Genomic DNA, 25,515 nt, shown 5'->3' on the forward strand with positions numbered 1-25,515 from the left:
AAAGCGAATTTCGTGCCGCTTCTGAAAGAAAGCCGTGGAGTGCTGTTATCAAAGGTCGGGAGGAGGGGAGAGCGGAGAAAATTCAGCGTCTTGGTCGGAAGGTTACGCTTTTTTAAGGTGCATTTTGTGAGCTGTTGCCCTGTTTTGGGGGCGTTAATGGAAAAGCACCGGGCTTTGGCCCGGTGTTGTCTGACAGAGCGGGACAGCCCGGTTAGTTAATGGGCTTCGTCCCAGTTGTCTCCGACGCCCGCCTCCACGACGAGCGGAACATCGAGCCTGGCCGCCGCTGACATCCGTTTCACCAGTCCATCCCGGACTTTGTCCAGCGCCGCTTCCCGGACCTCGAGGATCAGTTCGTCGTGGACCTGCATAGTCATCCTGGCCTCGTCGGCATGCTCCCGGAGTAGCCAGTCCTCAACCTCAATCATGGCCCGTTTAATGATGTCGGCCGCCGTACCCTGCATCGGGGCGTTGATCGCCGTTCGTTCGGCAGCCTGCTGCATTTGTTTGTTACGGGCATTGATCTCCGGCAGGTAGAGGCGCCGGCCGAACAGGGTTTCCACAAAACCATCCTCATGGGCCTGTTTGCGGATATTGTCCATGTATCTGAGTACGCCCGGGTAGCGTTCGAAATAACGGTCAATGTACGCCTGCGCGACTTTGCGCTCGACATCCAGCTGGCGGGACAGGCCGAACGCGGACATGCCGTAGATCAGGCCAAAGTTGATGGCCTTGGCGCTGCGGCGTTGGTCCCCTGAAACCTCGTCCACGGCGACGCCAAACACTTCGGCCGCGGTCGCTTTGTGGATGTCCTCGCCCTGTTCGAACGCACTCAGCAGGCCCTTGTCCCCGGACAGGTGTGCCATGATGCGCAATTCAATCTGGGAGTAGTCAGCCGCTACCAGCTTGTAGCCTTCCGGAGCGATGAAGGCCTGACGAATCCGGCGGCCCTGTTCGCTGCGAATCGGGATGTTCTGCAGGTTGGGCTCGGATGAGGACAGGCGACCGGTGGCCGTAACTGCCTGGTGGTAAGACGTATGAACCCGGCCGGTGCGGTGACTGATCAGCTCTGGCAGCGTGTCCGTATAGGTGGATTTCAGTTTGCTCAGACTGCGATGCTCAAGAATGAGTCGTGGCAGTTCGTGTTCGTGGGCGAGTTCCTGGAGCACTGGCTCGGCCGTTGAGGGGGCGCCCTTGGGGGTCTTCTTGACGACCGGCAGGCCCATTTTGTCGTAGAAGATGGCTTGCAGTTGCTTCGGGGAGCCGAGATTGAACGTTTCTCCGGCGACCTCGTGGGCTTCCTGCTCAAGTTCGGCCATGCGTTCGGCCAGCTCCTGGCTGTGCCTGCGAAGCGTGCCGGCATTGATCAGGGTGCCCCGCTGTTCCATCCGGGACAGAACCGGTACCAGAGGCAGATCGATCTCACGGTATACCGATTCCAGCCTGCCGGTTTTTTTCAGCAGGGGTTTCAGCGTCTGGTGCAGGCGCAGGGTGATGTCGGCGTCTTCAGCCGCGTAGGGGCCGGCCTTTTCGAGTTCAATCTGGTTAAACGTCAGCTGCTTGGCGCCCTTGCCGGCAATGGACTCGAAGGTAATGGTGCTCTCATCCAGGTACTGCCGCGCCAGGCTGTCCATGTCGTGGCGCGTGAGGACGGAGTTGAGCACATAGGACTCCAGCATGGTGTCCTCGGCGATGCCTTCCAGATTGATGCCGTGGTTCGCCAGTACGTTCTTGTCGTACTTGAGGTTCTGGCCGACCTTGGCCTGTTTCGGGTCTTCCAGCAGTGGTTTGAGTCGGTCCAGTACCGCGTCACGGTCCAGTTGCTCGGGCGCGCCCATGTAATCGTGCGCCAGGGGTACGTAGGCGGCTTCGCCGGGCACAACGGCAAAGGATACCCCGACCACCTCGGCGTCACTGTACCGAAGGCTGGTGGTTTCGGTGTCGAAGGCGAACAGACCCGAGTCCTTTAACCGTTTCAGCCAGCTGTCCAGTTCAGCCTGGTCGGTGATGATGGCATAGTTCTTTTCCCCGGGCGGGCTGCTCGGGGCATCAGGCGGATCTGCGGATTCGTCGTTGCCATGGTCTTGCTCCAGCTCCGCGACCCAGCTCCGGAACTCGTATTCCTTGAACAGGTCCCGGAGCAGGTCATCGTCCTGTTGCCTGAGTTTCAGGTCTTCGAGCCCGAAGTCCAGATCCACGTCGGTCTTGATCGTGGCCAGCTCCCGACTCAGGGGCAGGGTCTCCGTGGCTTCGCGAAGATACTCGCCGATCTTGCCCTTGATCTCATCCGAGTGCTCAATCAGGTTGTCGAGGTCCTGGTAGCTCTCAAGCCACTTTACCGCCGTCTTCGGGCCGCACTTGTTGACGCCCGGAATGTTGTCGACCTTGTCGCCGACCAGCGCCAGATAGTCGATGATCTGTTCGGGCGTTACCCCGAATTTCTCCCGCACACCGTCCCGATCCATGCGGGTTTCCGTCATGGTGTTGATGAGGGTGACGTGATCACTGACCAGTTGGGCCATGTCCTTGTCACCGGTGGATACCACCACATCTATGCCCTTGCTGGTGGCTTCGTGGGCGAGAGTGCCGATCACATCGTCCGCTTCCACGCCGGTGACAATCAGCAGCGGCAGGCCCATGGCCTTCACGATCTCGTGGATGGGTTCTATCTGGCAGGCAAGGTCGTCCGGCATCGGCGGGCGGTTGGCTTTGTACTCTTCGTACATGTCATGGCGGAAGGTTTTGCCCTTGGCGTCAAACACCACCACCATCTTCGAGCCCGGGAAATCCTGTTCCAGTCGCCGCAGCATGCTGATTACGCCCTTGATGGCTCCAGTCGGCTGGTTTTTGCTCGTGGTGAGCGGGGGAAGTGCATGATAGGCGCGGAAAAGGTAGGACGAACCGTCCACAAGAACCACAGGCGGAGTCTTTTGCTCAGTCATGTCAAAACGGGTCCGGATTCTGATTGAAGCGTTGGTTGGCTTGTGCAAATCTGTACTTAATTCAATTGGCAAAAGGGTATCACGAAAATGAAACGATTCGCCTTTCCCGGAGCGTTACTGCTTGCGTGTTTTTCCGGAGTGGTTATTGCCCAGAATGACGGTGCCCTGGATGAGACGCTCGTGGAAACTCCGGACGAGCCCGTGGTGATCTCGGATTACCAGCCCAGCAGCGACGGCCCGCAGATTGTCATTCGACCCGGAGAGAATGAGGTCTTCTACGAGTACCGGGTGAACGGCCAGCTCATGGAGATCAAGGTGGTACCGGAGGTCGGCCCGGAATACTACCTCGTCCCTTCGGACGGGGGCGGCTGGATCCGGGAAACCGAGTCCGACATGCTGGTGCCGAGCTGGGTGCTGTTTCGCTGGTAGGTGTGGCTGGTGCCCGGTCTGGAATCGGGAAATTCGGTGAGCTTGGGTCACCTGTCAGCTTTTAGTATGAACATTCTAATTTTTCTCCGTACCTTGGAAGTCGAAATTCAGAAAAGGCCGGAAGTCGACGCTAGGCCGCTGGACCGAAAGTGCTTTCAGAAAACCTAAGGAGAAATGTTATGGGTAAACTAAAATCGTATCAGGAACAGATTCAGGAAATCGTTGAGAAAGGCATCAACACTGCCGAAGAGCAGCAGAAAAAACTGGCTTCGAAGCCGTTTGATTATGCTGAGAAGCTGGAGTCCGAAGCTCGCGAATACAGCGTCAAGACTCTGCGCAAGCGTTACTACGGGTACAGCGAAAACCTGTTCGACCAGCTGCGCAGCCTGAACAGCCGCTTCGGCAACTTTGCCGCCGATCTGGTTGCCAAGCTGGAGAAGGAAGCGGCGGATACCGTCTCCGAAACCGCTGACGAAGTGACCAGTGCTGCGCAAAGTGCCAAGGCTTCAGTAACAACCAAGAAGCCGGCTGCGCGCAAGACCACTACGCGCAAGACCACTTCTTCTGAGAAGAAGACGACTGCGTCTGCCTAAGACGCCTGATGGAACGCCGCGTGTCGGTGGTCTTCAGTAAAAAGGGCGGAGGTTGATAACCTCCGCCCTTTTTTGTGTCCGGACATTTTGTTTCGGACGGTCGACTGCTAGTCCTTGTCCGTCCCATTCAGTGACAGCGTGCGCGGCTCCCCGGTCACTTCTTCCAGACGCTCGATATCGGCTTTGAAATCGGCTTTGAGGGCGTCAATTTCCCGGTTCTGGACATCGATTTCCCGTTCAAGGTCGCGAATCTGGGATTCCAGTCGCCGGATCTTTTCCAGCGAGGCCTCCGGAATGTCGCGACCGGCGCGCTCCATGTCAGCTGCGCGGCTTTGCTCATTGTCCAGCTGGCTCGAGATGACAGCGATGTTGCCCCGCTTCAGCTGGATCAGGCCTTCCAGTTCGCGAACCTTGCGGTGCATGGCACGAACGGCCTGGTCTGGATGACTGTAGCGCTTCAGCAGCAGGCGGTCCTTTTCACGCTGGATTTCCCGCTCTTTCTGTCGCTGTTTTTCGGCTTCCCGGGCGGCGATTTCTTCTTCGGTCGGCGCCGGATCGACAGTTTCGATGACCCGGCCGTTATTGCCGAGAATGTCGTAACCCCGCTGGGTGGCTTCCTGGGGGATGGTGTTGCTGATGACGACCTGACCGTTTTCATCCGTGTACCGGTACATGCCAGCGTGAGCGGTGGCAACAATTCCCAGTGCCAACGTCATCGCAGCTGCGATTTTGAATGGAGTTAAACGGTTGGTCATGAATCAGACTCCGTAGCGATCCCGATAACTGGCCACCTTCGCGGCGTGGTCGGAAAATTCCGGATTGGCCTTCAGGTAGTCCAGAACCTGTTCGAGGCGGATGATGCTGACAACCGGGATGCCGAATTCTTGCTCGACTTCCTGGATGGCGGACAGCTCCCCGTTGCCTTTTTCCTGGCGGTCCAGAGCGATCAGCACACCTGCCGGCTCGGCGCCGGCGCTGCGGATCAGGTCAATGGATTCCCGGATGGCAGTGCCTGCGGTAATGACGTCGTCGACAATCAGGACTTTGCCCTGCAATGGCGCGCCGACCACATTGCCGCCCTCACCGTGATCTTTCTTTTCCTTGCGGTTAAAGGCAAAGGGTTTGCTGTTACCGTCTGTAGCGAGCGCCATGGCCGTCACGGTGGCCAACGGAATGCCCTTATAGGCAGGCCCGAAAATAATGTCATAATCCAGCCCACTGCGTTCTATCGCGGCGGCATAAGCTTTGCTTAACTGAAGGAGGTCGTCGCCCGTGTTGAACAGCCCCGCGTTGAAAAAGTACGGACTGGTACGGCCGGATTTGAGCGTGAATTCACCAAAGCGAAGTACGTTCCGGCGAATGGCAAATTCGATGAAATTTTGCTGATAGTCGTGCATGGCAAGGCTTCTGGCGGGTGTGGATCTTTAATTAGCGCGTAAAACCGGTATCATACACACAAACCGAATCAGGGAACACGTATGCGGGTAGTATCAATCAGCGTCAATGGTCTTGCGCAGGCCGTTGATAAAGGTTTCTTCGACTGGCTGGCCGATCAGGACGCTGACGTCGTTTGCGTTCAGGATCACCGCATGCGGGCCTACGAGATTGAGGATTACAATCTCATCCCGGAAGGTTACGAGGCCTACTTCATTGACGGCGAAAACAACGCAGATGGCGGCGTCGGTATCTACACCCGGCATTTTCCCAAGGCCATCATGTACGGTTTCGCCAACGAGCAGGCGGACCGTGAAGGCCGCTTTATTCAGGCGGACTTTGACAAGGTTTCGGTTGCCTGTGTGCTGGCTCCTTGTGCGCTGGGGCGTGAGGAAGAGCTTCTCGGTGAGGATGACCTCACGGTGCTGGATCACAAGGACGAATTCATGGACGCCTTCGGCTTGCATATGCAGAAGACCTTGCGCAAGCGCCGCCAGTTTATCTTCTGCGCCAACCTGCAGACTGCTCACCACGTAACCGATGCGAGCCCGCTCTACCACAAGCATGATTTCTCTGGCTTCCTGCCCCATGAAAGGGCGTGGTTGGACCGTCTTTTTGATGAGATGGGCTCTATTGACGCGTTCCGGGAAATCAACAAACAGAGTAATCAGTTTACCTGGTGGCCGGAACAGGCCGAGGGTGCACGTAAGAATGCGGGTATACGGGTGGATTACCAACTGTTGACGCCGGGCATCCGGAATACCATCCAGGATGGTTGGATTGACGACAGCACCCGGTTCTCGGATCACGCACCCGTGATCATGGATTACGACATCGAAATCGGGTTTTAGGTCCGGAGTGCCGTTACGGCGCCCCGGACTGACGGGTCAGCCTTCCAGCGCTGCCTTCTGAATCTCAAACAGCTTCTCGATTCCCTGCTTGGCCAAGCCTAGCATGCTGTCCAGTTCTTCCTGAACGAAAGGCGCGCCTTCGGCGGTGCCCTGAATTTCAATGAACCCTCCCTGATCGGTCATGATCACGTTCATGTCGGTTTCAGCCTCAGAGTCTTCCGGGTAGTCCAGATCGACCACCGGAGTGCCCTTGTAGACGCCTACCGAAAACGCGGCAACCATCTGTTTCAGTGGTGATTTCTTCAGGCGCTTTTCGGCGACCAGAAAATTCAGCGCATCCACCAATGCCACGCAGCCGCCGGTGATGGCGGCGGTTCGGGTACCACCATCTGCCTGGATGACGTCGCAGTCGATTGTGATGCTGTGCTCACCCAGTGCGCTCAGGTCGACGGCGGCCCGGAGTGAGCGGCCGATGAGCCGTTGGATTTCCACGGTGCGCCCACCCTGTTTGCCGCGTGCTGCTTCCCGACCCATGCGGCTGCCGGTGGAGCGTGGGAGCATGCCATATTCGGCAGTGATCCAGCCTTTGCCTTCACCGCGCAGGAATGGGGGAACCTTGTTTTCGACGGAGGCAGTGCAGATCACTTTGGTGTCCCCGAATTCCACCAGTACCGAGCCTTCGGCATGACGGGTGTAATTACGGGTGATTCGAACGTCTCTGGGTTGCTCGGGCGTTCTGCCGCTTGGTCGCATAGTATTTCCTGAAGTCTGAAGTTGGTGTCCGGGCACGTGTCCCGGTTGAGCGTGTATTGAAAGGAGTGGGAGTATAACACGTCGATCAAGGCCCGGATGGCTTTGGCTCGGGTTGCACTCGCCGGCAGCGCTGGGAGCCTGCTAAACTCGATTTCCATGCCAACAACCATGACCGGAGCTGCCATGATCCGAAGTATGACCGCATTTTCGCGAAGGGACGCCCAAGGAGACTGGGGCACGCTGACCTGCGAGATTCGCACGGTCAATCATCGGTACCTGGAGCCGTCGTTTCGCTTGCCGGAGGCCTTTCGTGAACTTGAAAATCAGTTCCGCGAAGAACTTCGAAGGCAGTTGAAACGGGGTAAGGTCGATGTATCCATGCGCCTGCAGTCAGCCGATACGTCCTCCCAGAGCTTCGAGGTCAGCGATGATCTGGCGAAGGCGCTCAATGAAGCCGCCAATCACGTCAACCGCATTCTCGACAATCCCGCGCACATCAGCGCCCTGGATATCCTCCGTTGGCCCGGGGTGATGTCGGTGCCTGAGCAGGATTATGGTCCGGCCCGGGCTGCAGCCGCCGAAATCTTCGAGGAGACGGTCGGTGAGCTGGTGAGTGTCCGCGAACGGGAAGGAGAGCGCCTCAGGCCGCTTTTCGAGGACCGACTGGATGCCATGAGTCGTCTGGTATCCGAGGTGCGGGAGTTGATGCCGGAACTCCTTGTGGCCCAGGAGCAGAGTCTGCGCGACCGTTTCGAGAAGGCCAAGGTGGAGTTGGATCCTGAGCGCGTCGCCCAGGAAATGGTGATGCTGGCCCAGAAGAGTGACGTCGCCGAAGAACTGGAGCGGCTGGATGCCCACATCAGTGAAGTTGGCGACACCCTGAAGAGCGATGACGCCATCGGGCGACGGCTGGATTTCCTGATGCAGGAGCTGAACCGGGAGGCCAACACGCTGAGCAGCAAAAGCATCGATGCCCGGGTAACCCGCGCTGCGGTGGACCTGAAAGTGCTGATCGAGCAGATGCGCGAGCAGGTGCAGAACCTCGAATGAGGTGCGGGCGCGGACCGAAAATCGTATAATCCTGCGCTTTCGCGGCGCTGATGCGGTTTCGGGCGGCCGTCTGAATACACGCGGGTTGGAGTTGTTTGTTCATGAGTCAAGCAGGTGAGCAAGGTACGTTGTATGTCGTTTCTGCCCCCTCGGGTGCCGGGAAGACCAGCCTTGTGGCGGCAATGCTGCGCAATGACGAGAAGCTCTGCGTCTCGGTCTCCCACACCACCCGCCCCATGCGCGAGGGTGAACAGGACGGTGTGAATTATCACTTCGTGAGTCGCGAAGCCTTTGAGGCAATGATCGGGCGGGGCGATTTTCTGGAACACGCCGATGTTTTCGGGAACTACTACGGCACCTCCCACATATGGGTTCGCGACACCCTTGCGCAAGGCCGGGACGTAATCCTGGAGATCGACTGGCAGGGCGCCGAACAGGTGCGCCGTTTGATGCCGGAATGCGTTAGCATATTTATCGTGCCCCCCTCGTCGGACGTCCTTCGGGAGCGCCTGACCGGACGCGGAACGGACGCGCCGGAGGTGGTGGAGCGCCGGCTCGCCGAGGCGGCTGAGGAGTGTCGGCACGCCCTTGAGTTTGACTACCTGGTGGTGAACGATCAGTTCGCGGTGGCGTTGGCGGATCTGCTGGCGGTTGTCCGCAGTCAACGCCTGCGGATGTCGGTACAGCAGGAGCGTCACGGCGAGCTTCTGGCGGGACTTTCGCAATAGTGCCGGGAGCGATTGTAGCTGTATACAAAATGAGCCGGCCGCAGTAAACTACGCGGTCTGCTGAATCAGTCATTTTATTTTCGGGGAAGTTATGGCACGAGTTACCGTTGAAGATTGTCTGGAAAACGTTGATAACCGCTTCCAGCTGGTGATGCTGGCCACCAAGCGTGCCCGTCAGTTGGCGACCAAAGGTGCGGAACCAATGGTGGCGGAAGAAAACGACAAGCCGACGGTTATCGCACTGCGCGAGATCGCCGAGGGCAAGGTCGGTCGTGAATTGCTGAAGGAAGAAGACGACGAGTAACGCCGTCGCGGGTACAAGTACGTATCCGTACCTTGGAAGCATTGAAATCTGGCCCCGCGCTTTTATAGTGTAGCTATAGAACGTCGTTGGCAGGATCAGGAAGGACCCGGATGCGTGCATTCGGGTTTTTTTGTCCCTGAAATTCTGGAGTATACGGAGGCGCGGTGTCGGCAGAGGCTACAGTTGAAGGGCTCGCGAAAGAGCTGAGTACCTATCTGGATAAAAGCCGCATCAATCAGGTGCGTCGGGCCTACTATTATGCCGAGCAGGCCCACGAAGGGCAGATGCGCAAAAGCGGCGATCGCTACATTACCCACCCCCTTGCAGTCGCTCACATCCTTGCCGATTTGCGACTGGACCATCAGAGTCTGATGGCGGCCATGCTCCACGATGTGATTGAAGACACCGGTATTCCCAAGGATGCCCTCTCTGAGCAGTTTGGCGAGGATGTGGCAGAGCTGGTGGATGGCGTCAGCAAACTGACCCAGATCGAATTCCGTTCGCGGGCCGAAGCACAGGCCGAGAACTTCCAGAAGATGACACTGGCGATGGCTCGGGACATTCGCGTCATCCTGGTGAAGCTCGCGGACCGCCTGCACAATATGCGCACCCTGGGTCCCATGCCCTATGAGAAACGCCAGCGTATCGCCACCGAAACCCTCGACATCTACGCGCCCATTGCCAATCGTCTCGGCATGCATTCGATCTGTACCGAGCTCGAAGACCTCGGTTTTTCCTCCCTGTACCCGATGCGGTCAAAATACATTTCGAAGGCTGTCGACAAGCTGAGGGGAAGTCATCGGGAAATCATCGAAGAAATTCGTGGCAAGTTGCAGGAAAAGCTGGAGGAGCGGGGGTTGCCGGGCCGTATCCTGGGGCGCGAGAAACATCTGAACAGCATCTACAACAAGATGAAGTTCAAACAGAAATCCTTTCACGAAATCATGGACGTGTATGCGTTCCGGATCATTACCGATACCGAGGACGACTGCTACCGTATCCTGGGCGCCGTCCACAGCCTGTACAAGCCCCTGCCTGGTCGTTTCAAGGACTACATTGCGATGCCCAAGGCCAACGGCTATCAATCCCTGCACACGACGCTGTTCGGTATGCACGTCAACATCGAGATCCAGATCCGCACCGAGGAAATGGAGCATATCGCCAATAACGGTATCGCGGCCCACTGGATGTACAAGAATGAGCCGAGCAGTGTAACCAATGCCAATCAGGCCCGTGTCGACCGCTGGGTCAAGGGGTTGATGGAAATGCGTGAACGGGCCGATGACTCACTGGAGTTCATCGAGCACGTGAAGGTCGACCTGTTCCCGGACGAAATATACGTGTTCACGCCGAAGGGCAAGATCATGGAGTTGCCCAGCGGGGCTACCCCGGTGGACTTCGCCTACGCCATCCATACCGATATCGGCAACGCCACCGTCGCCTGCCGCATCAACCGCAACCTCAGCTCACTGAGCCAGCCGCTGCAGAGCGGTCAGACCGTTGAGATTATTACCGCTCCAGGCGCTCGCCCGAACCCGGCATGGCTCAGCTTTGTCGTCACGGGCAAAGCCCGCAGCAGTATCCGGCATGTGCTCAAGAGTCAGAAACGGGCCGAATCCCTGGATCTGGGTAAAACCCTGCTGAAGAAATCCCTTAAGGGCTTTGGTGCCCGTCTGGCCGACATCAGCGATGCCCAGGTGCAGGCGGTGGTCAATCACAATCAGGTCAACAGCCTTGACGATCTGATCAGCGACATCGGCCTCGGGAATCGCATGGCCTATCTGGTCGCGCGGCAGCTGTTGACCGGCGCGGAATCGGAACCCAGTGTCGACGTTGCCAGGGATGTTCATCGCAATGGTGATCACAGCCCGGTCACCATCCGGGGTACCGAGGGGCTTCTGGTTCGGTTCGCCAGTTGCTGCAAACCGATTCCGGGCGACCCGGTGGTCGGTATGATGGACTCCGGGAAGGGCATGGTGATTCATTCTGATACCTGCGCCCGTCTACCCGATGACGATGAGGGACGTGCGCGGCTGACCCACCTCAAATGGGCCAAGGACATCACCGACGAGTTCTCTGTGGAATTGCGGGTCGAGCTTGAGCGGCAGCGGGGCGTGATCGCGGAAGTGGCCAATGCCGTGGCGATGGCCGACGGCAACATCGAACGGATCAACGTAGAAGACCAGAACGCCAAGTTCAGCATCGTCAGCCTGGTGCTCCACGTCAACGGGCGCCGGCACCTGGCCCGTGTCATGCGGCGCGTCCGTAACATCCGGGCGGTCACCCACATCGGCCGTGTCCGCCACTGATACGGACCAATGGCTGGTTGACAGTCGCAGCGCCGAGAGGTGACGATTGGCGTTTTGAAAGAGAGGAATTCCAAAGTCATGACCAACAAATCCGTTATCCAGACTGAAAGCGCCCCGCAGGCGATTGGCACTTACTCGCAGGCTGTGAAAGCCGGTGACACGGTGTACCTGTCTGGCCAGATTCCGCTGGTACCGGAAACCATGGAAGTGGTTGCCGGAGATTTTGCCGCCAAGACACGGCAGGTATTCGAAAATCTCAAGGCGGTGTGTGAAGCGGCTGGTGGCGAGCTCAAAGATATCGTGAAGCTCAACATCTACATGACGGACCTCGCCAACTTTGCCACCGTAAACGAAATCATGGCGACGTATTTCGAGGAGCCTTACCCGGCCCGGGCCGCCGTGGGCGTTGCGGCGCTACCCAAAGGTGTGCCCATTGAGATGGAAGCGGTGATGGTGCTCAGCTGAGTGAGCTGGCACCCGAAACCATTAGGGTAGGAAAGGCGGCTACGGCCGCCTTTTTGTTTGTGTCTGCCAAACTACCGGTCTGCAATCATGCCCCGGTAGCCGTCCCGGAAACTCGGGAATCGGAACCGGAAGCCGGTTTCCAGTAAACGCTGGTTGCTGCAGCGTTTGCTTCCTGCACGTCCGCCCTTTCTGGCGCCCTCGGCCGGCTCTGCGCAGGGAGTTTGTTGGCGCACCCAGTCAACCACCTCGTCGAGCCGAACCGGCTCGCAATCACTGGCCACGTAGAGTTCCTGCAAGGATTGGCCAGACAGTACCCGTTCCACCAGATGCTGGACGACCCGGGCGGCATCCTCTTCGTGGATGCGGTTGCTGTAGGGAGCCGGTTTTTGTGGATCCATTCGGCCTTCAATAACTTCCTCGAGGAACCGTCGTCGGGACGGACCGTAGATGCCGCTGAAGCGCACCACGGTGGCAGGATGCCCGGATTCCAGAGCGGTTTGTTCGCCGGCCAGGATTTTCTCACCGCTGAAGCGCCGTGGTTGAGTCAGGCTGGTCTCATCGACCCAGCTGTCGTCGTCCTGGGCGTAGACGCTGGTGCTGCTGACAAAGATGACCCGTTTTATCGGCTGCCCTGCGATCGTCGCCAGGAGATTGCTAAGGCCATTCACGTACGCGTCCTGATAGCCCTGCTCGTCATAACTGGCCGGGGTCAGGCAATAGATGACAACGTCGAGGTTCTCGGGCACCGTCGCTTCCAGGGAATGCCGGTGCATGAGGTCGGCTTTTAGGCGGTGAATGCCGACGGGAATGCGGTCAGGATTTCGCCGCAGCCCATAGACGGTGGCGGAGTCGGTCAGCAGGCTGGCAATGGCGCCTCCGAGGTTGCCGCAGCCGGCTACAAGAACCCTGGGAGTGTTCGTGGTTTCAGTCATTGCCATAGACAATTTCAATCCTTATGCTTGAACCCATAAATAAGCGAAACTTCGACCTGGACCCATTTGACCGGAGCTCAACATGACTCTCACCGAGTTACGATACGTCGTTACGCTTGCCCGAGAAAGGCATTTTGGCCGCGCTGCCGAGCGCTGTCATGTCAGTCAGCCAACGCTCAGTGTCGCCGTCAAAAAGCTTGAAGACGAACTCGGCATTCCCCTGTTTGAGCGCAGCAAAAGCAGCATTCGGGTGACCGAGACCGGGCAGCGTATCATTGAACAGGCCCAGCGGGTACTGGACCAGGTCGGTGTGATCAAGGACATGGCCCAGGACGGCAAAAATCAGCTGAATTCCCCGCTGAAAGTCGGGGCCATCTACACCATCGGCCCTTACCTGTTTCCTCATTTTTTGCCGGAACTGCGCCGCGCGGCGCCTGATATGCCGTTGTACATCGAAGAGAACTACACGGCAACCCTGCGCCAGAAGCTGCGCCAGTCCGAACTCGACGCCATCATCATTGCGTTGCCCTTCGAGGAACCAGAGGTTCTTACCCTGCCACTCTACGATGAGCCGTTTGTGGTGTTGTTGCCGGCGGGGCACCCGCTGGCCAAGAAGGACCAGCTGACGGCCGAGGAGCTGGCGCAGGAACAGTTGCTGTTGCTCGGGCCGGGACACTGCTTCCGGGATCAGGTTCTGGAATCCTGCCCGCCGCTGGTTGAAGCCGTCACCCGGCGTGTGGACACGGCGTCACCGTCGCTGGTGACCGAGGGCAGTTCCCTGGAAACCATTCGGCACATGGTCGCCTCCGGCCTCGGGATCACGGTTCTGCCGCTTTCGGCGGCGACCGCCATGCAGTATCAAGAGGACATTCTGGCGGTACGCCGGTTCGCGCCTCCCGTGCCGTTCCGGACCGTTGCGCTCGCCTGGCGAGTGACCTTCCCAAGGCCAAAAGCGATCGACGTCCTGTCTCTAGCGGCGAGCCAGTGCCGGGTCATTGAGAAGGCGAAAACAGACACGCCGGCCGTGGCCGAGAGCGCCTGAGTCTCCGCATGACGTCACTGGATGACATTCCGGTCACCCAGCTCAAGGGAGTCGGCAACGCCCTGGCGGAAAAGCTCGCCAAACTGGGCATCGCCTCGCTGCAGGATCTGCTGTTTCACCTCCCTCACCGGTATGAAGACCGTACCCGGATCGTCCCGATGGGCAGTCTCCGGATCGGCGATGTGGCGGTTGCGGAAGGAGAGGTGATGAAGGCGGACCTGGTGATGGGCCGGCGTCGCAGCCTGCAGGTTACCCTCAAGGACAGCAGCGGCTTTCTGGTCATGCGGTTCTTTCATTTCAACGCCGCCCAGAAAAACCAGCTCACGGAAGGAGCCCGGGTGCGCTGCTTTGGTGAAGTGCGGCCCGGTCGTGCCGGCTACGAATTCTATCACCCCGAATATCAGGTCAATCCCCCACCTATGCCCGCTGAGGGGCAAGCCACCCTGACACCGGTGTATCCCCTCACCGAGGGCATTCAGCAACCCCGGGTGCGTGGACTCTGCCGGCAGGCGCTGGCTTACCTCCAGCGTTTTCCGATCCGGGACTGGCTGCCTCCATCTTTACTGGCAGACTACCAGTTGCCCGGAATCACTGAGGCCGTCCAACTGGTGCACTCGCCCCCGGCAGACGCGCCGGTCCACCTGCTGATGGAAGGTCGCCATCCGGCCCAGCAACGACTGGTCATGGAGGAATTGCTGGCCCATCAGCTCAGTCTGTTGCAGGTTCGGGAACAGATCCAGGCGCGGGAGGCTCTGCCCCTGTTGCCAACGGGTGATCTCTCCGACCGGTTCCTGGACTTGTTGCCGTTTCAGCTCACCGGTGCCCAGCGTCATGTAATGACGGATATCCGCCAGGATCTGAGCCAACCGCTGCCGATGCTGAGGCTGGTTCAGGGCGATGTTGGGTCTGGCAAAACCGTGGTTGCGGCACTGGCAGCCTTGCAAGCGATTGGCGCCGGTGCGCAGGTCGCGCTGATGGCTCCGACCGAGATACTGGCCGAGCAGCATTTCCAGAACTTTCACAGCTGGCTGGCGCCCCTGGGTATCAATCTGGCCTGGCTCTCTGGCAAGGTGAAGGGTAAGGCGCGCCAGCAGGCCCTGGAGTCCGTGCAGGCGGGCTCGGTTAGCGTGGTGATCGGTACTCACGCCCTGTTTCAGGACGATGTGGTGTTTGACCGCCTGGCATTGGTGATTGTCGACGAGCAGCACCGGTTTGGCGTTCACCAGCGCCTGGCGCTTCGTGAAAAAGGTGTTGGCGCCAGGCTTGCGCCTCACCAACTGATCATGACGGCGACCCCGATTCCGAGAACCCTGGCCATGAGCGCCTATGCCGACCTGGACACCTCGGTAATAGATGAGCTGCCGCCCGGGCGGAAGCCGATTGAAACCATTGTCATCCCGGACAGCCGTCGGGAAGATGTGATCGAGCGGGTGCGCAATGCTTGCCGTGAGGGGCGGCAGGCCTATTGGGTCTGCACTCTGATCGAGGAGTCGGAAGCATTGCAGTGCCAGGCCGCAGAGGTCACGGCGCTGGAATTGTCGGAGCGTTTGCCAGACCTCAAAGTTGGCCTGGTCCATGGTCGTCTGAAGGCGGCAGAAAAGGCCGGGGTCATGGAACAGTTCAAGAACGGCGAGCTGGACCTTTTGGTGGCCACCACGGTTATTGAGGTTGGGGTAGATGTTCCCAACGCGTCGCTGATCATCATTGAAAATCCGGAACGCCTGGGCCTGGCCCAGTTGCATCAGTTGCGGGGCAGGGTGGGACGAGGCGAAATGGCCAGCTTCTGTGTTCTGATGTACCACCCGCCCCTGTCCAGCAATGGCAAGGCCCGGTTGCAGGCGCTCAGGGATAGCCAGGATGGTTTCTTTATTGCCGAGAAAGACCTGGAGATTCGCGGGCCGGGTGAAGTGCTAGGTACTCGCCAGACTGGCATGATGCAGTTTCGACTCGCCGATTTTGAGCGCGATAAGGGCTGGATTGAGCCGGTCCGAGAAATGGCCCCCCGGCTGATGCCGGACCGGGACGTGGTTCAAGCCCTTATACGCCGTTGGTTGGGTGAAAGAATTCGCTACGGTGATGTGTGAGAATGCCCGTTGAGCTGTCGGGTTTGCCTATACTGACCCTGACCCTTCAAGGAAAGGCTGGAAGCCAGCCTGCAGCAAGAAATGGAGCAGACTATGGAACTACCTGTCGCAGTCCAGCAAGCCCTTGGTGATTCGGTCTCAGGCGTGTCGCTGCGCAGTGCGTGCCAGGCAGACAAGGATCAACTACTGCGGATGGCGTTGCTGAGTGACGGGAGCGGCAACCTCCAGGTGATCTGTCGCAAAGACGATCTGATTGATCTTGAAGAACTGAACAAGCGGCTCGGGCGGGACTTCCGGGTCATGAAACGCCGTGAGCAGGTCCGTGTCCACGAGCGGGCAGGATTAACGACCCTGCCGGCCTTGCCCTCCCTGACGGGCTGGCCGACCGTCGTTGACAGCCGTGTTGATGCATTGCCCGCTGTGGCACTGGAGTTGGAAGAACAGAACCTGGCCATGGTGGTCCCCGCAAACGAATTTCAGGCGCTGACGAGCGGTGCCGATCGGTTGGATTTTGCGGTGGATCCGGAGTCGATCGCAGTCAACCTGGACGATCACGGCCGGGATCGGGATCAGTTGCAATGTGCTATCAAGAAGTTCACCGGCCTGCGCATTCAACAGCGTCTTGAAGACACGCTGGAACTGCCACCGCTTCCGGAAACCGCCCAGCGCATCATCCACCTGCGGGTGAACCCCAATGCCGTAATGGGAGACCTCGTCGATATTGTCGAGAGTGATCCGAGTCTGGCGGCCCAGGTTGTCAGCTGGGCATCGTCGTCGTTTTATGCGGCGGCAGGGCAGGTGCGATCCGTTCATGACGCGGTTTCCCGGGTGCTGGGCTTTGATCTGGTGATGAACCTGGCGATGGGCCTGTCTCTTGGCCGCGCCCTGAAAAAACCTCAGGATCACCCGGAGGGTTACGTTGATTACTGGCAGCAGGCGATCTGGCAGGCCCAGTCCGCAGGTATCCTTGCCAGCATGATGCCCCGCGGTGAACGACCATTATTAGGGCTTGCCTACCTCGGTGGCCTGCTGCACAACTTTGGTCATCTGGTATTGGCGCAGGTTTTTCCGCCCCATTTCAAGCTGGTCTGCCGGTCTCTCGAGGTTAATCCAGAGATCGACTCATCGGTTACTGAACACTATTTGCTGGGCATCACGCGGGAGCAGATTGCGGCCCAGCTGATGGAAAACTGGGGCATGCCGGATGAGGTAATCATGGCAATTCGCTACCAGAAAAACCGGGCCTACAATGGCCCTTACAGTGTCTACGCCAAGCTGCTCTGGCTGGGCCGCCAGCTGCTGACCGCCAGAGGCGTTGCCCTTGGTGCGGGGGAATCAGTCAGCCAGGCAGTGTACGATGAACTCGGGCTTGATCGTGAGCAGGTGGAGGCACAGTTCGATGAGCTGGTGAAGAGCAAAAGCAGCATCATGACCATGGCCGGAATGATGGGCCACTAAACGACCGCCTGAAACAGTTCCCCAAAAAAAGCCGGCCCTAAGGCCGGCAAGCTCACCCGCTTGTTGCAGAGTCGTCCAAACTTTTCAGGAGAAAACAACGAAGGACTGTTGCCGTCGCAGATTTAGGCAACGCCCTGACTTCAATTTAGCCGAAGGAAGGGAAAAGAAAAGTCAATAGTTGCAGGCATCAAGGAATGAGTTTGCTGTCAACTTTTCTGTCCTCTGGAAGCTTTTGATTTTCAGGACTAACCTGCACTGTTGACTGGCTTTTCGGTTACAAAAAGTTACAAAAAGACGGTCTGACCAGGTAACGAGATAACTTTGCCTACCTGGCATCAAACTGATGATGCCGAATGGCGGTAGCCGCCCGCCGGATCTCGTCTGCGTGGACCTTTTCCACTTCAAACCGCTCCTTGTCCATCTTTTCGACGAAGCGAGTGTCGGTCGCCTGGCGGGCCCGATGGGTGGGCATGTGTTCCAGCTTTTCGTGCACTTCCTGGAAAACCCTGAAAGGTGTCTGTTCGAGCAGCTCGGGCGCAACATGATCCAGCAGGCCTTTTATACGGAGGCAGGCCTCGGAATACTCGACCTGCTCCGTTTCGACCGCCATCGCGATCACACGAATGCTGTCGATCATGTCTTCACGGCGCTTCTGCTGGAACGCCTCGGCTTTCAGCCGGCGCCGGCGGCCCTCGGAAAGGGTGCCAACCTGGCGCCGGATAAAGGCCAGCAGCAGAGTGATGGCAATCAGTCCTGCGATAATCAGGGTCCACTGCAGCCACGATGGCATTCTGGTCTCCTCGTTTCGATTCAGGCGCGTTTGCGTTGTCGTTCTGGACGCCAGACTTTGACAGTTACCGACTGCCCATTCAATACGGACGTACCGACCAGCGGATCAATCTGCTCGTCACTGAGGACATCATTGATGCTCGCGCCGGCATGAGCGGCCGCAACCGATTGCCCTGTACCCTGGCGGTTGTGACCCCAGCCGTGAGGAATGGATACGACTCCGGGCATCAGGTCCTCCGTGATCTCCACCGGCAGCACAATCTTTCGGGTCTCGGCGGAAATTTCGGCGGAGTCCCCGGCCTGAAGGCCCAGCCGGCTGGCATCCTTGGGGTGGATCATCAGCGTGCAGCGGTCCTTGCCTTTGACCAGGCGCTGGCTGTTGTGCATCCACGAATTGTTGCTGCGGACATGGCGCCGACCAATCAGTACCAGCGTGTCGGTTGCCGGTTGGGCGAGGTGTTCGTGCAAACGGTCCAGGTCCTGAAGGTAGAGTCTCGGGGCGAGGTTGATCCGGCCATCCCGGGTGAACAGGCGGTCGGGCAATGACGGCTGCAGGGGGCCGAGATCCACACCGTTGGGGTTGTCTTTCAGCGCCGGCAGGGAGAGGCCCTTCGGCAGTGCCTGCCAGCGCCGGTTGAGCGGACTGAGATTTGCCAGGCCCCGGAGTGGGTGCCGCGTGGGCAGAACGTCCATCACCAGATCAATGGCCGGTTGAACCAACCCGCGAACACGACCTGCATCCGCGCCATAGGGCCCGGTTCGCAATAACAGGTCCAGGATCGGGTCCGGTCCGACCTGTTTGAAAGCCCGCCATCCGAGTTCCGAGCGCAGTGGGAGACGCCCGCCCTTGCGCCGTTTTTCCAGCCGATGCGCCAGCTCCAGCAGGATCTGCCAGTCATGGCGGCTGTCGGGACCGGCGTCGAACAGGGGCTCACTGTATTTGGCGAAATTTCGCACCGCGAACATGCTGAAGATCAGGTCGTAATGACTGCGCTCCAGCGCCGCCGTCGGAGGCAGAATGACGTCCGCGTGGCGCGTCGTCTCATTCAGGTAGTAGTCCACGGAGACCATGAACTCGAGCCCGCTGAAGGCCTGTTCCAGGCGCTTGCCATTGGGGCTGGACAGCACCGGGTTGCCGGCCACGGTCACAAAGGCACGGACCTGACCTTCGCCCGGGGTGAGGATTTCGTCCGCCATGGTGCTCGCCGGGTATTCCCCGGCAAACTCCGGCAGCCCTTTGACCCGGCTGTGGCGCTTGCCGAAATGGCCGTGTTGTCCCACCATGGCACCCAGTGTAACCAAGTCGATGGCGGGCTGGGTGAACAGCATGGCACCCGGGGTATCCAGTTTGCCCGTCAGAATGTTCAAGCAGTAAGCGAGCCACGTGGCCACGCCGCCAAAGGCCTGAGTGCTGGTGCCCATACGGGTGTATAAGGCGGCCTTGGGCGTGGAGGCCAGCTGTCGGGCAAGGTTACGGATCTCGTCGGCGGCGATGCCCGAGTGTTGGCTCACGGCTTCCGGGGTGAATGCCAGGGACGCCAGTCGCAGGAGGTCGGCGTCTTTGACCAAGTGTTCGGCGGGCCCCAGGTTGACCAGATCCTCGGCAAACAGCGTGTGCACCATGGCCATCAGCAGCAGGGCATCGCTGCCGGGCCGGATGAAATGGAACTGGTCTGCGAGCTTGGCGGTTTCGGTTCGCCGGGGGTCGACCACCACCAGTTTTCCGCCCCGGCCCTTCATTCGCTTTATCCGGCCGCGGAAGTCGGGAACCGTCATCAGGCTGCCGTTGGAGGCCATGGGGTTGGCGCCAATGCAGATGAACAGATCGGTATTGTCGATATCCGGAATCGGGAAGAGTACCTGATGGCCGAACATCTCCAGGCTTGCCAGCATGTGAGGAAGCTGATCGTTGGATGTGGCCGAGAACCGGTTCTGGGTGCCGATGGCTCGCAAAAATGGCATGGTCGCCACGAGAGAGCCGTGATTGTGGACATTCGGGTTACCCAGGTAGACACCCACACTGTTCCGACCGTGTTCCTTTCGGGTCTGATGCAGCTTGTCCGCCACCAAGTCGAATGCCTCGTCCCACTCCATCTCCTGCCAGCCATTGTCGGTGCGCCGAACGGGCTTTCGCAGCCGGTCAGCGTCCTCATGGAGATCCTTTAGGGCCACGGCTTTCGGGCAGATGTGTCCCTGGCTCAACGGGTCTTCTTCGTCACCCTTGATAGACGCGATGTGTCCATCCTTCATTTCTATCGCAACGCCACACATGGCTTCGCAAAGATGGCAGGTGCGGTAGTGAGTTCCGTTTTCCATGGATGCTCTCTCCTGGCAGGTTATTGTTGTGAATGAGGCAGTTTCATTGTGCAACCAGATTAGCAGGAAAGCACAGGGATGGGAAAAGGTCCCCAGGCCACTTCGGACACAAAAAAGGCCAGCTGTGTAGGCTGGCCTGAAAGGCACGGGCCTGAGGTTATTGCTGTGCCGGAATTTCCTTAATAGGGTTGGAGATGAAATTGAGATAAGTCCCTAAAGCAGGGATTCTCAGTGGAATTTTTACGTCAACGAAGCCGAATGACGTTGCATTGACGATGATATCTTCCTGCACTACGTTGCGCTGCTCGATTTGCATGCGTCCATCGTCGAAGAAGGTAATAGGCCCTTCGAGCTTTAGGGTGAGGGGCTTGCTGTATACGTCGTGGCTGTCGACGCCACTCAGTTCTGGCGCGTCCAAGGTCAGGTTTGCCTCGGTTTTAAAAACGGGGCCGCCATTTGCACCCTCCACGATGACCCCCTCGACCAATCCGAGTGGATTATCATCCGTTGGTTCGCCATAGGTCATACGCAGGATTTGTGTGCCGGTATCAGAAGTGATGTCGCTTCCCAGCAGAAGGTTGGCACTTACAATCACTCTGGCTGAAGAGGTAGCGAGCAAAGTCGGATATAACAATACCCTGACCCCAATTGTGTTCCCAGAATCGTCAAGAGCAGGGCCGATAACCTCTGTATCCAGTCCATAGGTTTGGTAGATGAACTTCTCGGTTGGGCAGTCCGCCCCGTCGGGTGAGCAACCAACCCTGGCTGGACCTTGAGAGCTTTCCCCATTCACGATGGTCAACTTGCTGGAATTGGCCGAAGGTAAAAAGCCGCCGTTACCGTCCGTTTCATGGTCAAACGGCTCCAGGCAACCTTCATTTTGCGGTGAATCGCAATCAACCATGTAGTTCGAGTTGGTGTCCCGAATTGGTAGGTTCCGCAAAGGGGTAAATACGCTATCCAATGCCGTTGACCCAGTAAAATAGATTGACAGGTCAGGGCCGCCAAAATCACTTGGTGCGACTAGTAAGTCAGTTTGAAGCGGGCGGTTTTCTTCGGAGCAAATAAATGAACCTGATGAACAGTCGCCGTCGACTTCTGAGCGCATTGTATAGCGATAGGTTTCGCCAATTTCCCAAGGCTGATCCGGGTAAAAGCGTACGTGCTGGTTGTTCTTCTCTAGGCGTCCGGAAAGAATTGTTTCGGACCCGACTGGCCCGGGAGCCGAAGTGTCAGCAATTTTTTCGACCACAAAGGATTGGGGGTTGATCGAGGCCAGATCCATGGATTGAGAGAATTTCACTACAATTGGGCGATCCCGGGGCATCGTCATAACAGGGATCTGGTCTCGAACAGTGTCGCCTGGTGCGTCATCGATGCAGTTTCCATGTTCGCCGTTTGCGATGTCCAGATTTTCGGTGACGCACGGAAAACCGGGATAGGTCGTCAGCGCAATCGGTGAGGGGAACGCGGCTTCCTGGCCGTCACGGATAGCGGGTAGTGAGAACGTCAGAGTCTGTTCGGTTGCACCGTTTCCAGCGAGATCAGTCAGCTCGGAATTGATTAGAAGACTGTAATCAACCCCATGCTTCAGTCCTCCCTCTGGGTTTATCGTGACCGTCGTACCGTCCACACGTGTCTTAAAAGGCACCGTCGAGTTTTCTTCGAAGAGCGTAAACGCTGCGATTGACGTTTCGCCATCCAGCGGCTCGTCAAAGTTCAGAATCACCGGGTCGCCAGGCCGCTGCATGGACTGGCGCGTGGCCGGAATGGCATCGGTGGGGCCGGGCATCCAGCTGACCAGTTGCGGGCTGGTGGTGTCCGGGGTCCAGAGCTGCTCCGCATCCAGAACCGAATTGGCGTCCGTCGCCGCTTCGATCTGAAAGGCGATGGTGGAATCGGTGTACTCCTGGCCCAACAGCTCCGGCTCAACGACGCCAATAGCGTCAATGGTCAGTACGCCGTCCTTGACCAGGGCAATACCGCTGAGTTCGACACCGAGCAGATCCTGGGAGAGGGAGGCATTCGGTTGCGCCTCTTCCGTGTTCATGGCCACATCCATAAACAGCTTCACATGGCGTGGCGCACTCAGGTCATCGGTATAGGGGTTGGGGGACAGATAGCCAGTCGCATCGGACAGCATGGTGACGTTGATGTCGCCAGTGGATTGTGGCTGTCCGGTGCCGGCGTCCAGAACGGGCACGCTGCCATTGATTCTCACGTCCAGGCTGCTGCTGGTCAGGACGCTGCCCTTGGGGACCCGAAGCGGCAAGGGTTCATCCGCCGAGAATGAGGGGGCGTAGGCAAGTTCCGCGAACAGACCGCCGGTTTGCTGTGACGGGCCCGCCACGCCCTGCAAAACAGAGTTCAGGGTGATCCCGTTGATGATCTGGCCGTTTAGTACGGACTTCTGGGCCCCGGATTCGTCGGCCCCTGCCAGTAATCCGGAATCGATCACTTCCTGGAACAGGACGACGGTCGGCCCGGTTTCACGGGGGACAAACGCCTGGGTGAAGTCCAGTGTGCCGGCCCCGGTCTGGCTTGGCAGCCCCTGAATCCGGAGGGTATAGGTTTCACCGGCGGTCAGCGCATCGTCTTTGGTGCCGCAAAGTTCCTTTGCCCCAACCGTGCATGGATCGACCGTGATGCGGCGGCCATCAATCAGGACTGTGGTCGGTACGGTCTCGCCCTCGCCATTCTCCAATGTGATCTGGCCGCCCATTGCTCGCCATTCCGGATGCACCGGTTGGGTCAGCGTGAGCCGGAATGTCGAGAAGTTCATGGGCTTGAACTGATCGTTGGGGGAGGGAATCAGTTCAGCAACGCCAAACTCACCACTCAGGCTGTCCAGGTCCGCGATGCCGGTGAAACCGCCCCGGGTGGAGAACTGTATGCCGTCGGGGCCCTGGGCGTTCGGGGTACTGACTTCCCGGGCGCCTTCGGCGAGCAGTGGGTCAGTGAAGGTTACCGAGTAGTCGGTGCCTGTCGTCAGTTCGCTGGTCGGCGTCAGTTTGAGGCTCCGGCCGCCATCCACCTTGGTGACAGTAAAGGCAACGGGGGTGCTGCCGTCCGTCACCAGAATCTTTTGTTGCAGGTCTGCTTCCTCGTCCGAAATGGCATGAGAAAAACGGACAACGATGCTGGCTGTGGGGCTGATGCCGGACTGGCCATCCGCCGGGTAGGAATAGACCACCGAACCCGGAATCGCCGGCTTGTTCACGGTTTGTTCTTCGCCGCCACAGGCTGCGAGCAGCATGGCTGGAATCAATGCCAGAGTCTTGTTGTATTTCATGGCAGAACCTCTCCTCAGAACTTCAGGGTGATGGAGCCGCTGATTACATGAACATCGCCTTCGGCGGTTACGTCGGTTTCGTTACCGTCGTAATCCACCAGTGTGAAATCCCGCTCCTGGAGTTGCTGGTACTGATAACCAATGTCCAGGCGCACCGGGTAGACAAGCAGGCGGGTACGGTCGTAGGTGACACTCAAGCCAAGACCCAATACGATCTTGTCGGTATCCAGATAGTTGATCTCGGGGTTGCGGGTGGACTTCAGCGGGGATTCCTCAAAGGCTACCCCGGCACGAACGGCAAAGTTCTTGTTGAGTTCGTACTCCGCGCCGATCCTGGGGATGACAATGTCATCAAATTTGATGCGATCCCCGGGGGCTGCGGACTGCTGGTCCTTGATGGTGTCGGCGGCGAATTCATCCTCCAGTTCCGACCAGTTCTGCTGTTCAATCGAACCACCCACGCGCCAGTTTTTGCCCCGGTATTGAGTGCCGATTGCCAGGGTCTCGGGCTGGAACGAATCGATGGTCGACACCGCGAGGCTCAGGCCAGGGTCCGGGATGGTCTGGGTAACGATGATGTTGGAATCGATGGCGGTGGAGGCGGCGGACTTGGTTCGGTAGGTCAGTGCGGTTTCCCAGCCATCAAGGAAACAATCGGAATTGGGACAGAAAGTGCGGCCAAGATCGATGTTGGTGCCCAGGATGCTCTTGAGCGAGGGCTCGGCGTTAACCGACAGCCTCTCGCGACTGGTTTCACCGCCGAGCGTCGAGACTGCATCAAGTTTGGCCGCCGCCTCAAGGGTGATTCTCACTGAGGCACCGGCTGAAATTCCGCGCCAAATGGGCGTGGCACCGCCGATATTAAGGAACAGGGGTTCCTTGCCGTACTGGAGAAACTGTCCGCTTTCCGTGGTTTGCGAGCTGAAAGCCAGCATTTCTTTGCCATATTTCTCGACGCCCGCAATGAAGCCCAGGTAGATCGGATGGTCGAAACGGGTCAACGAGCCGAGGTTGGTCTTCATGCCGATCAGTACGTGCTGGCTCGGGGAATTGGAGAGCACATCGCCGTCGGCGTTCGGATTGGCTGATCGCAGTTCCTGATCGGCATGAAGGATGCCTGTGGTCAGCTCACCCCGTGTGTCCTGGGTGAGGTAGGCCGGGTTGTAGTAGGTCGCTGATACCTGGTCGTTGAACATGGAAAGCGATTGCGCAGTAGCAACGTCCACCGGCATGACCCCATAGGTAGTACCGAGGTTGCCCATACTGGCGTTAGTTGGCATCGAGAGGCCGGCAGATAGTGTTGCAACGGCGAGGGACATTGCCCGTACTGAAAACCGGGAGTTGGAAATCATCGATACACTCCATCATTTCATTGTTTTTATACGCATGTCGTTGGCCGGAGCGGGATCACGACTGGTACGTTTGTTCAGGTTTAGTGTATGAGGCTTGTCTTATCAGGACTTTGGCTTGTTTGACACAGGTGGGTGTCTGCAAAACCACGTAGGCACAAGTGGCATTTAAAAGTAACCGGAAAACAAGGTCTTAATCGCAGAATTCACGTTTCGTTCTGTATGGAAGTGGTGTGGTTCTTTGGCCGAAATGTGAGATTGCGCAAGACGGGCAGCGCTGTAATGCAGAGGGAATCGTCTGTCGAGGAATTTTACACTGCCCCGAGTGACGTTTTTCCGAAGCTTCAGCATTGTCCTGTATTTAATCCGGTAATCAATTCTTGGCGCGGACTGTG

Annotated in this window: 20 protein-coding genes; 11 read left to right on the top strand and 9 right to left on the bottom strand. The window is 58.3% G+C overall.

The window, feature by feature from the left end:
* Window positions 1-215: 215 nt before the first annotated feature.
* Window positions 216-2,942 carry a DNA polymerase I gene (polA, locus tag K0B93_RS14915; protein ID WP_219867944.1) on the bottom strand — a complete coding sequence of 909 codons (2,727 nt, stop codon included), beginning with the start codon at window positions 2,940-2,942 and terminating at the stop codon, window positions 216-218.
* A gap of 87 nt (window positions 2,943-3,029) precedes the next feature.
* Between polA and K0B93_RS14920 the strand changes: the two genes are divergently transcribed.
* Window positions 3,030-3,371 carry a DUF2782 domain-containing protein gene (locus tag K0B93_RS14920; RefSeq protein WP_219867945.1) on the top strand — a complete coding sequence of 114 codons (342 nt, stop codon included), beginning with the start codon at window positions 3,030-3,032 and terminating at the stop codon, window positions 3,369-3,371.
* 179 nt (window positions 3,372-3,550) lie between these two features.
* Window positions 3,551-3,964: a hypothetical protein gene (locus K0B93_RS14925; protein ID WP_219867946.1), complete on the top strand. Its 414-nt coding sequence runs from the start codon at window positions 3,551-3,553 to the stop codon at window positions 3,962-3,964.
* 107 nt (window positions 3,965-4,071) lie between these two features.
* On the opposite strand, the gene K0B93_RS14930 is transcribed toward K0B93_RS14925, so the two are convergent.
* Together K0B93_RS14930 and pyrE are read right to left on the bottom strand one after the other, a co-directional pair.
* The gene (locus K0B93_RS14930; RefSeq protein ID WP_219867947.1) at window positions 4,072-4,719 is read right to left on the bottom strand and encodes a DUF4124 domain-containing protein; all 648 of its coding nucleotides are present in this window, start codon (window positions 4,717-4,719) and stop codon (window positions 4,072-4,074) included.
* A 3-nt stretch (window positions 4,720-4,722) separates the two neighbouring features.
* Window positions 4,723-5,361: an orotate phosphoribosyltransferase gene (gene pyrE / locus K0B93_RS14935; protein WP_219867948.1), complete on the bottom strand. Its 639-nt coding sequence runs from the start codon at window positions 5,359-5,361 to the stop codon at window positions 4,723-4,725.
* 81 nt (window positions 5,362-5,442) lie between these two features.
* On the opposite strand from pyrE, the gene K0B93_RS14940 reads away from it, so the two are divergent.
* A complete protein-coding gene (locus tag K0B93_RS14940) occupies window positions 5,443-6,249 on the top strand; it encodes an exodeoxyribonuclease III (protein WP_219867949.1) in 807 nt (268 codons plus the stop codon).
* Window positions 6,250-6,285: 36 nt separating this feature from the next.
* On the opposite strand, the gene rph is transcribed toward K0B93_RS14940, so the two are convergent.
* Window positions 6,286-7,002 (bottom strand): ribonuclease PH, encoded by a 717-nt coding sequence (gene rph, locus K0B93_RS14945; RefSeq protein WP_219867950.1) that lies wholly within the window; start codon window positions 7,000-7,002, stop codon window positions 6,286-6,288.
* A gap of 183 nt (window positions 7,003-7,185) precedes the next feature.
* On the opposite strand from rph, the gene K0B93_RS14950 reads away from it, so the two are divergent.
* The 5 genes from K0B93_RS14950 to K0B93_RS14970 all read left to right on the top strand — a co-directional run bounded on the left by K0B93_RS14950 (window position 7,186) and on the right by K0B93_RS14970 (window position 11,858).
* A complete protein-coding gene (locus K0B93_RS14950) occupies window positions 7,186-8,052 on the top strand; it encodes a YicC/YloC family endoribonuclease (protein WP_219867951.1) in 867 nt (288 codons plus the stop codon).
* A gap of 101 nt (window positions 8,053-8,153) precedes the next feature.
* Window positions 8,154-8,780, top strand: a complete 627-nt coding sequence (gene gmk, locus K0B93_RS14955; protein ID WP_219867952.1) for a guanylate kinase — start codon at window positions 8,154-8,156, stop codon at window positions 8,778-8,780.
* Between the two features lie 91 nt (window positions 8,781-8,871).
* The gene (gene rpoZ, locus K0B93_RS14960; RefSeq protein WP_219867953.1) at window positions 8,872-9,084 is read left to right on the top strand and encodes a DNA-directed RNA polymerase subunit omega; all 213 of its coding nucleotides are present in this window, start codon (window positions 8,872-8,874) and stop codon (window positions 9,082-9,084) included.
* Window positions 9,085-9,248: 164 nt separating this feature from the next.
* Window positions 9,249-11,393 (top strand): RelA/SpoT family protein, encoded by a 2,145-nt coding sequence (locus K0B93_RS14965; protein ID WP_219867954.1) that lies wholly within the window; start codon window positions 9,249-9,251, stop codon window positions 11,391-11,393.
* A 78-nt stretch (window positions 11,394-11,471) separates the two neighbouring features.
* Window positions 11,472-11,858 (top strand): RidA family protein, encoded by a 387-nt coding sequence (locus K0B93_RS14970; RefSeq protein ID WP_219867955.1) that lies wholly within the window; start codon window positions 11,472-11,474, stop codon window positions 11,856-11,858.
* 71 nt (window positions 11,859-11,929) lie between these two features.
* On the opposite strand, the gene K0B93_RS14975 is transcribed toward K0B93_RS14970, so the two are convergent.
* Window positions 11,930-12,796: an NAD-dependent epimerase/dehydratase family protein gene (locus K0B93_RS14975; protein ID WP_219867956.1), complete on the bottom strand. Its 867-nt coding sequence runs from the start codon at window positions 12,794-12,796 to the stop codon at window positions 11,930-11,932.
* A 76-nt stretch (window positions 12,797-12,872) separates the two neighbouring features.
* On the opposite strand from K0B93_RS14975, the gene K0B93_RS14980 reads away from it, so the two are divergent.
* From K0B93_RS14980 to K0B93_RS14990, 3 genes are all read left to right on the top strand, one after another.
* Entirely contained in the window at window positions 12,873-13,832 is a 960-nt protein-coding gene (locus tag K0B93_RS14980) for a hydrogen peroxide-inducible genes activator (protein WP_219867957.1), read from the top strand.
* 8 nt (window positions 13,833-13,840) lie between these two features.
* Window positions 13,841-15,916, top strand: coding sequence for an ATP-dependent DNA helicase RecG (gene recG / locus K0B93_RS14985; protein WP_219867958.1), 2,076 nt, complete (start codon window positions 13,841-13,843; stop codon window positions 15,914-15,916).
* A 93-nt stretch (window positions 15,917-16,009) separates the two neighbouring features.
* A complete protein-coding gene (locus K0B93_RS14990; RefSeq protein ID WP_219867959.1) occupies window positions 16,010-17,374 on the top strand; it encodes an HDOD domain-containing protein in 1,365 nt (454 codons plus the stop codon).
* Between the two features lie 325 nt (window positions 17,375-17,699).
* Here K0B93_RS14990 and K0B93_RS14995 read toward each other — a convergent pair whose 3' ends face one another.
* The 4 genes from K0B93_RS14995 to aupA all read right to left on the bottom strand — a co-directional run bounded on the left by K0B93_RS14995 (window position 17,700) and on the right by aupA (window position 25,123).
* Window positions 17,700-18,164: a DUF2489 domain-containing protein gene (locus K0B93_RS14995; protein ID WP_219867960.1), complete on the bottom strand. Its 465-nt coding sequence runs from the start codon at window positions 18,162-18,164 to the stop codon at window positions 17,700-17,702.
* A gap of 20 nt (window positions 18,165-18,184) precedes the next feature.
* Window positions 18,185-20,479 carry a molybdopterin-dependent oxidoreductase gene (locus tag K0B93_RS15000; protein ID WP_219867961.1) on the bottom strand — a complete coding sequence of 765 codons (2,295 nt, stop codon included), beginning with the start codon at window positions 20,477-20,479 and terminating at the stop codon, window positions 18,185-18,187.
* A 157-nt stretch (window positions 20,480-20,636) separates the two neighbouring features.
* The gene (locus K0B93_RS15005) at window positions 20,637-23,771 is read right to left on the bottom strand and encodes an Ig-like domain-containing protein (protein ID WP_219867962.1); all 3,135 of its coding nucleotides are present in this window, start codon (window positions 23,769-23,771) and stop codon (window positions 20,637-20,639) included.
* 14 nt (window positions 23,772-23,785) lie between these two features.
* Window positions 23,786-25,123 (bottom strand): alkane uptake protein AupA, encoded by a 1,338-nt coding sequence (gene aupA, locus K0B93_RS15010; RefSeq protein WP_219867963.1) that lies wholly within the window; start codon window positions 25,121-25,123, stop codon window positions 23,786-23,788.
* Window positions 25,124-25,515 lie beyond the last annotated feature (392 nt).

This window comes from Marinobacter sp. F4218 (assembly GCF_019443085.1).
GTDB lineage: Bacteria > Pseudomonadota > Gammaproteobacteria > Pseudomonadales > Oleiphilaceae > Marinobacter > Marinobacter albus.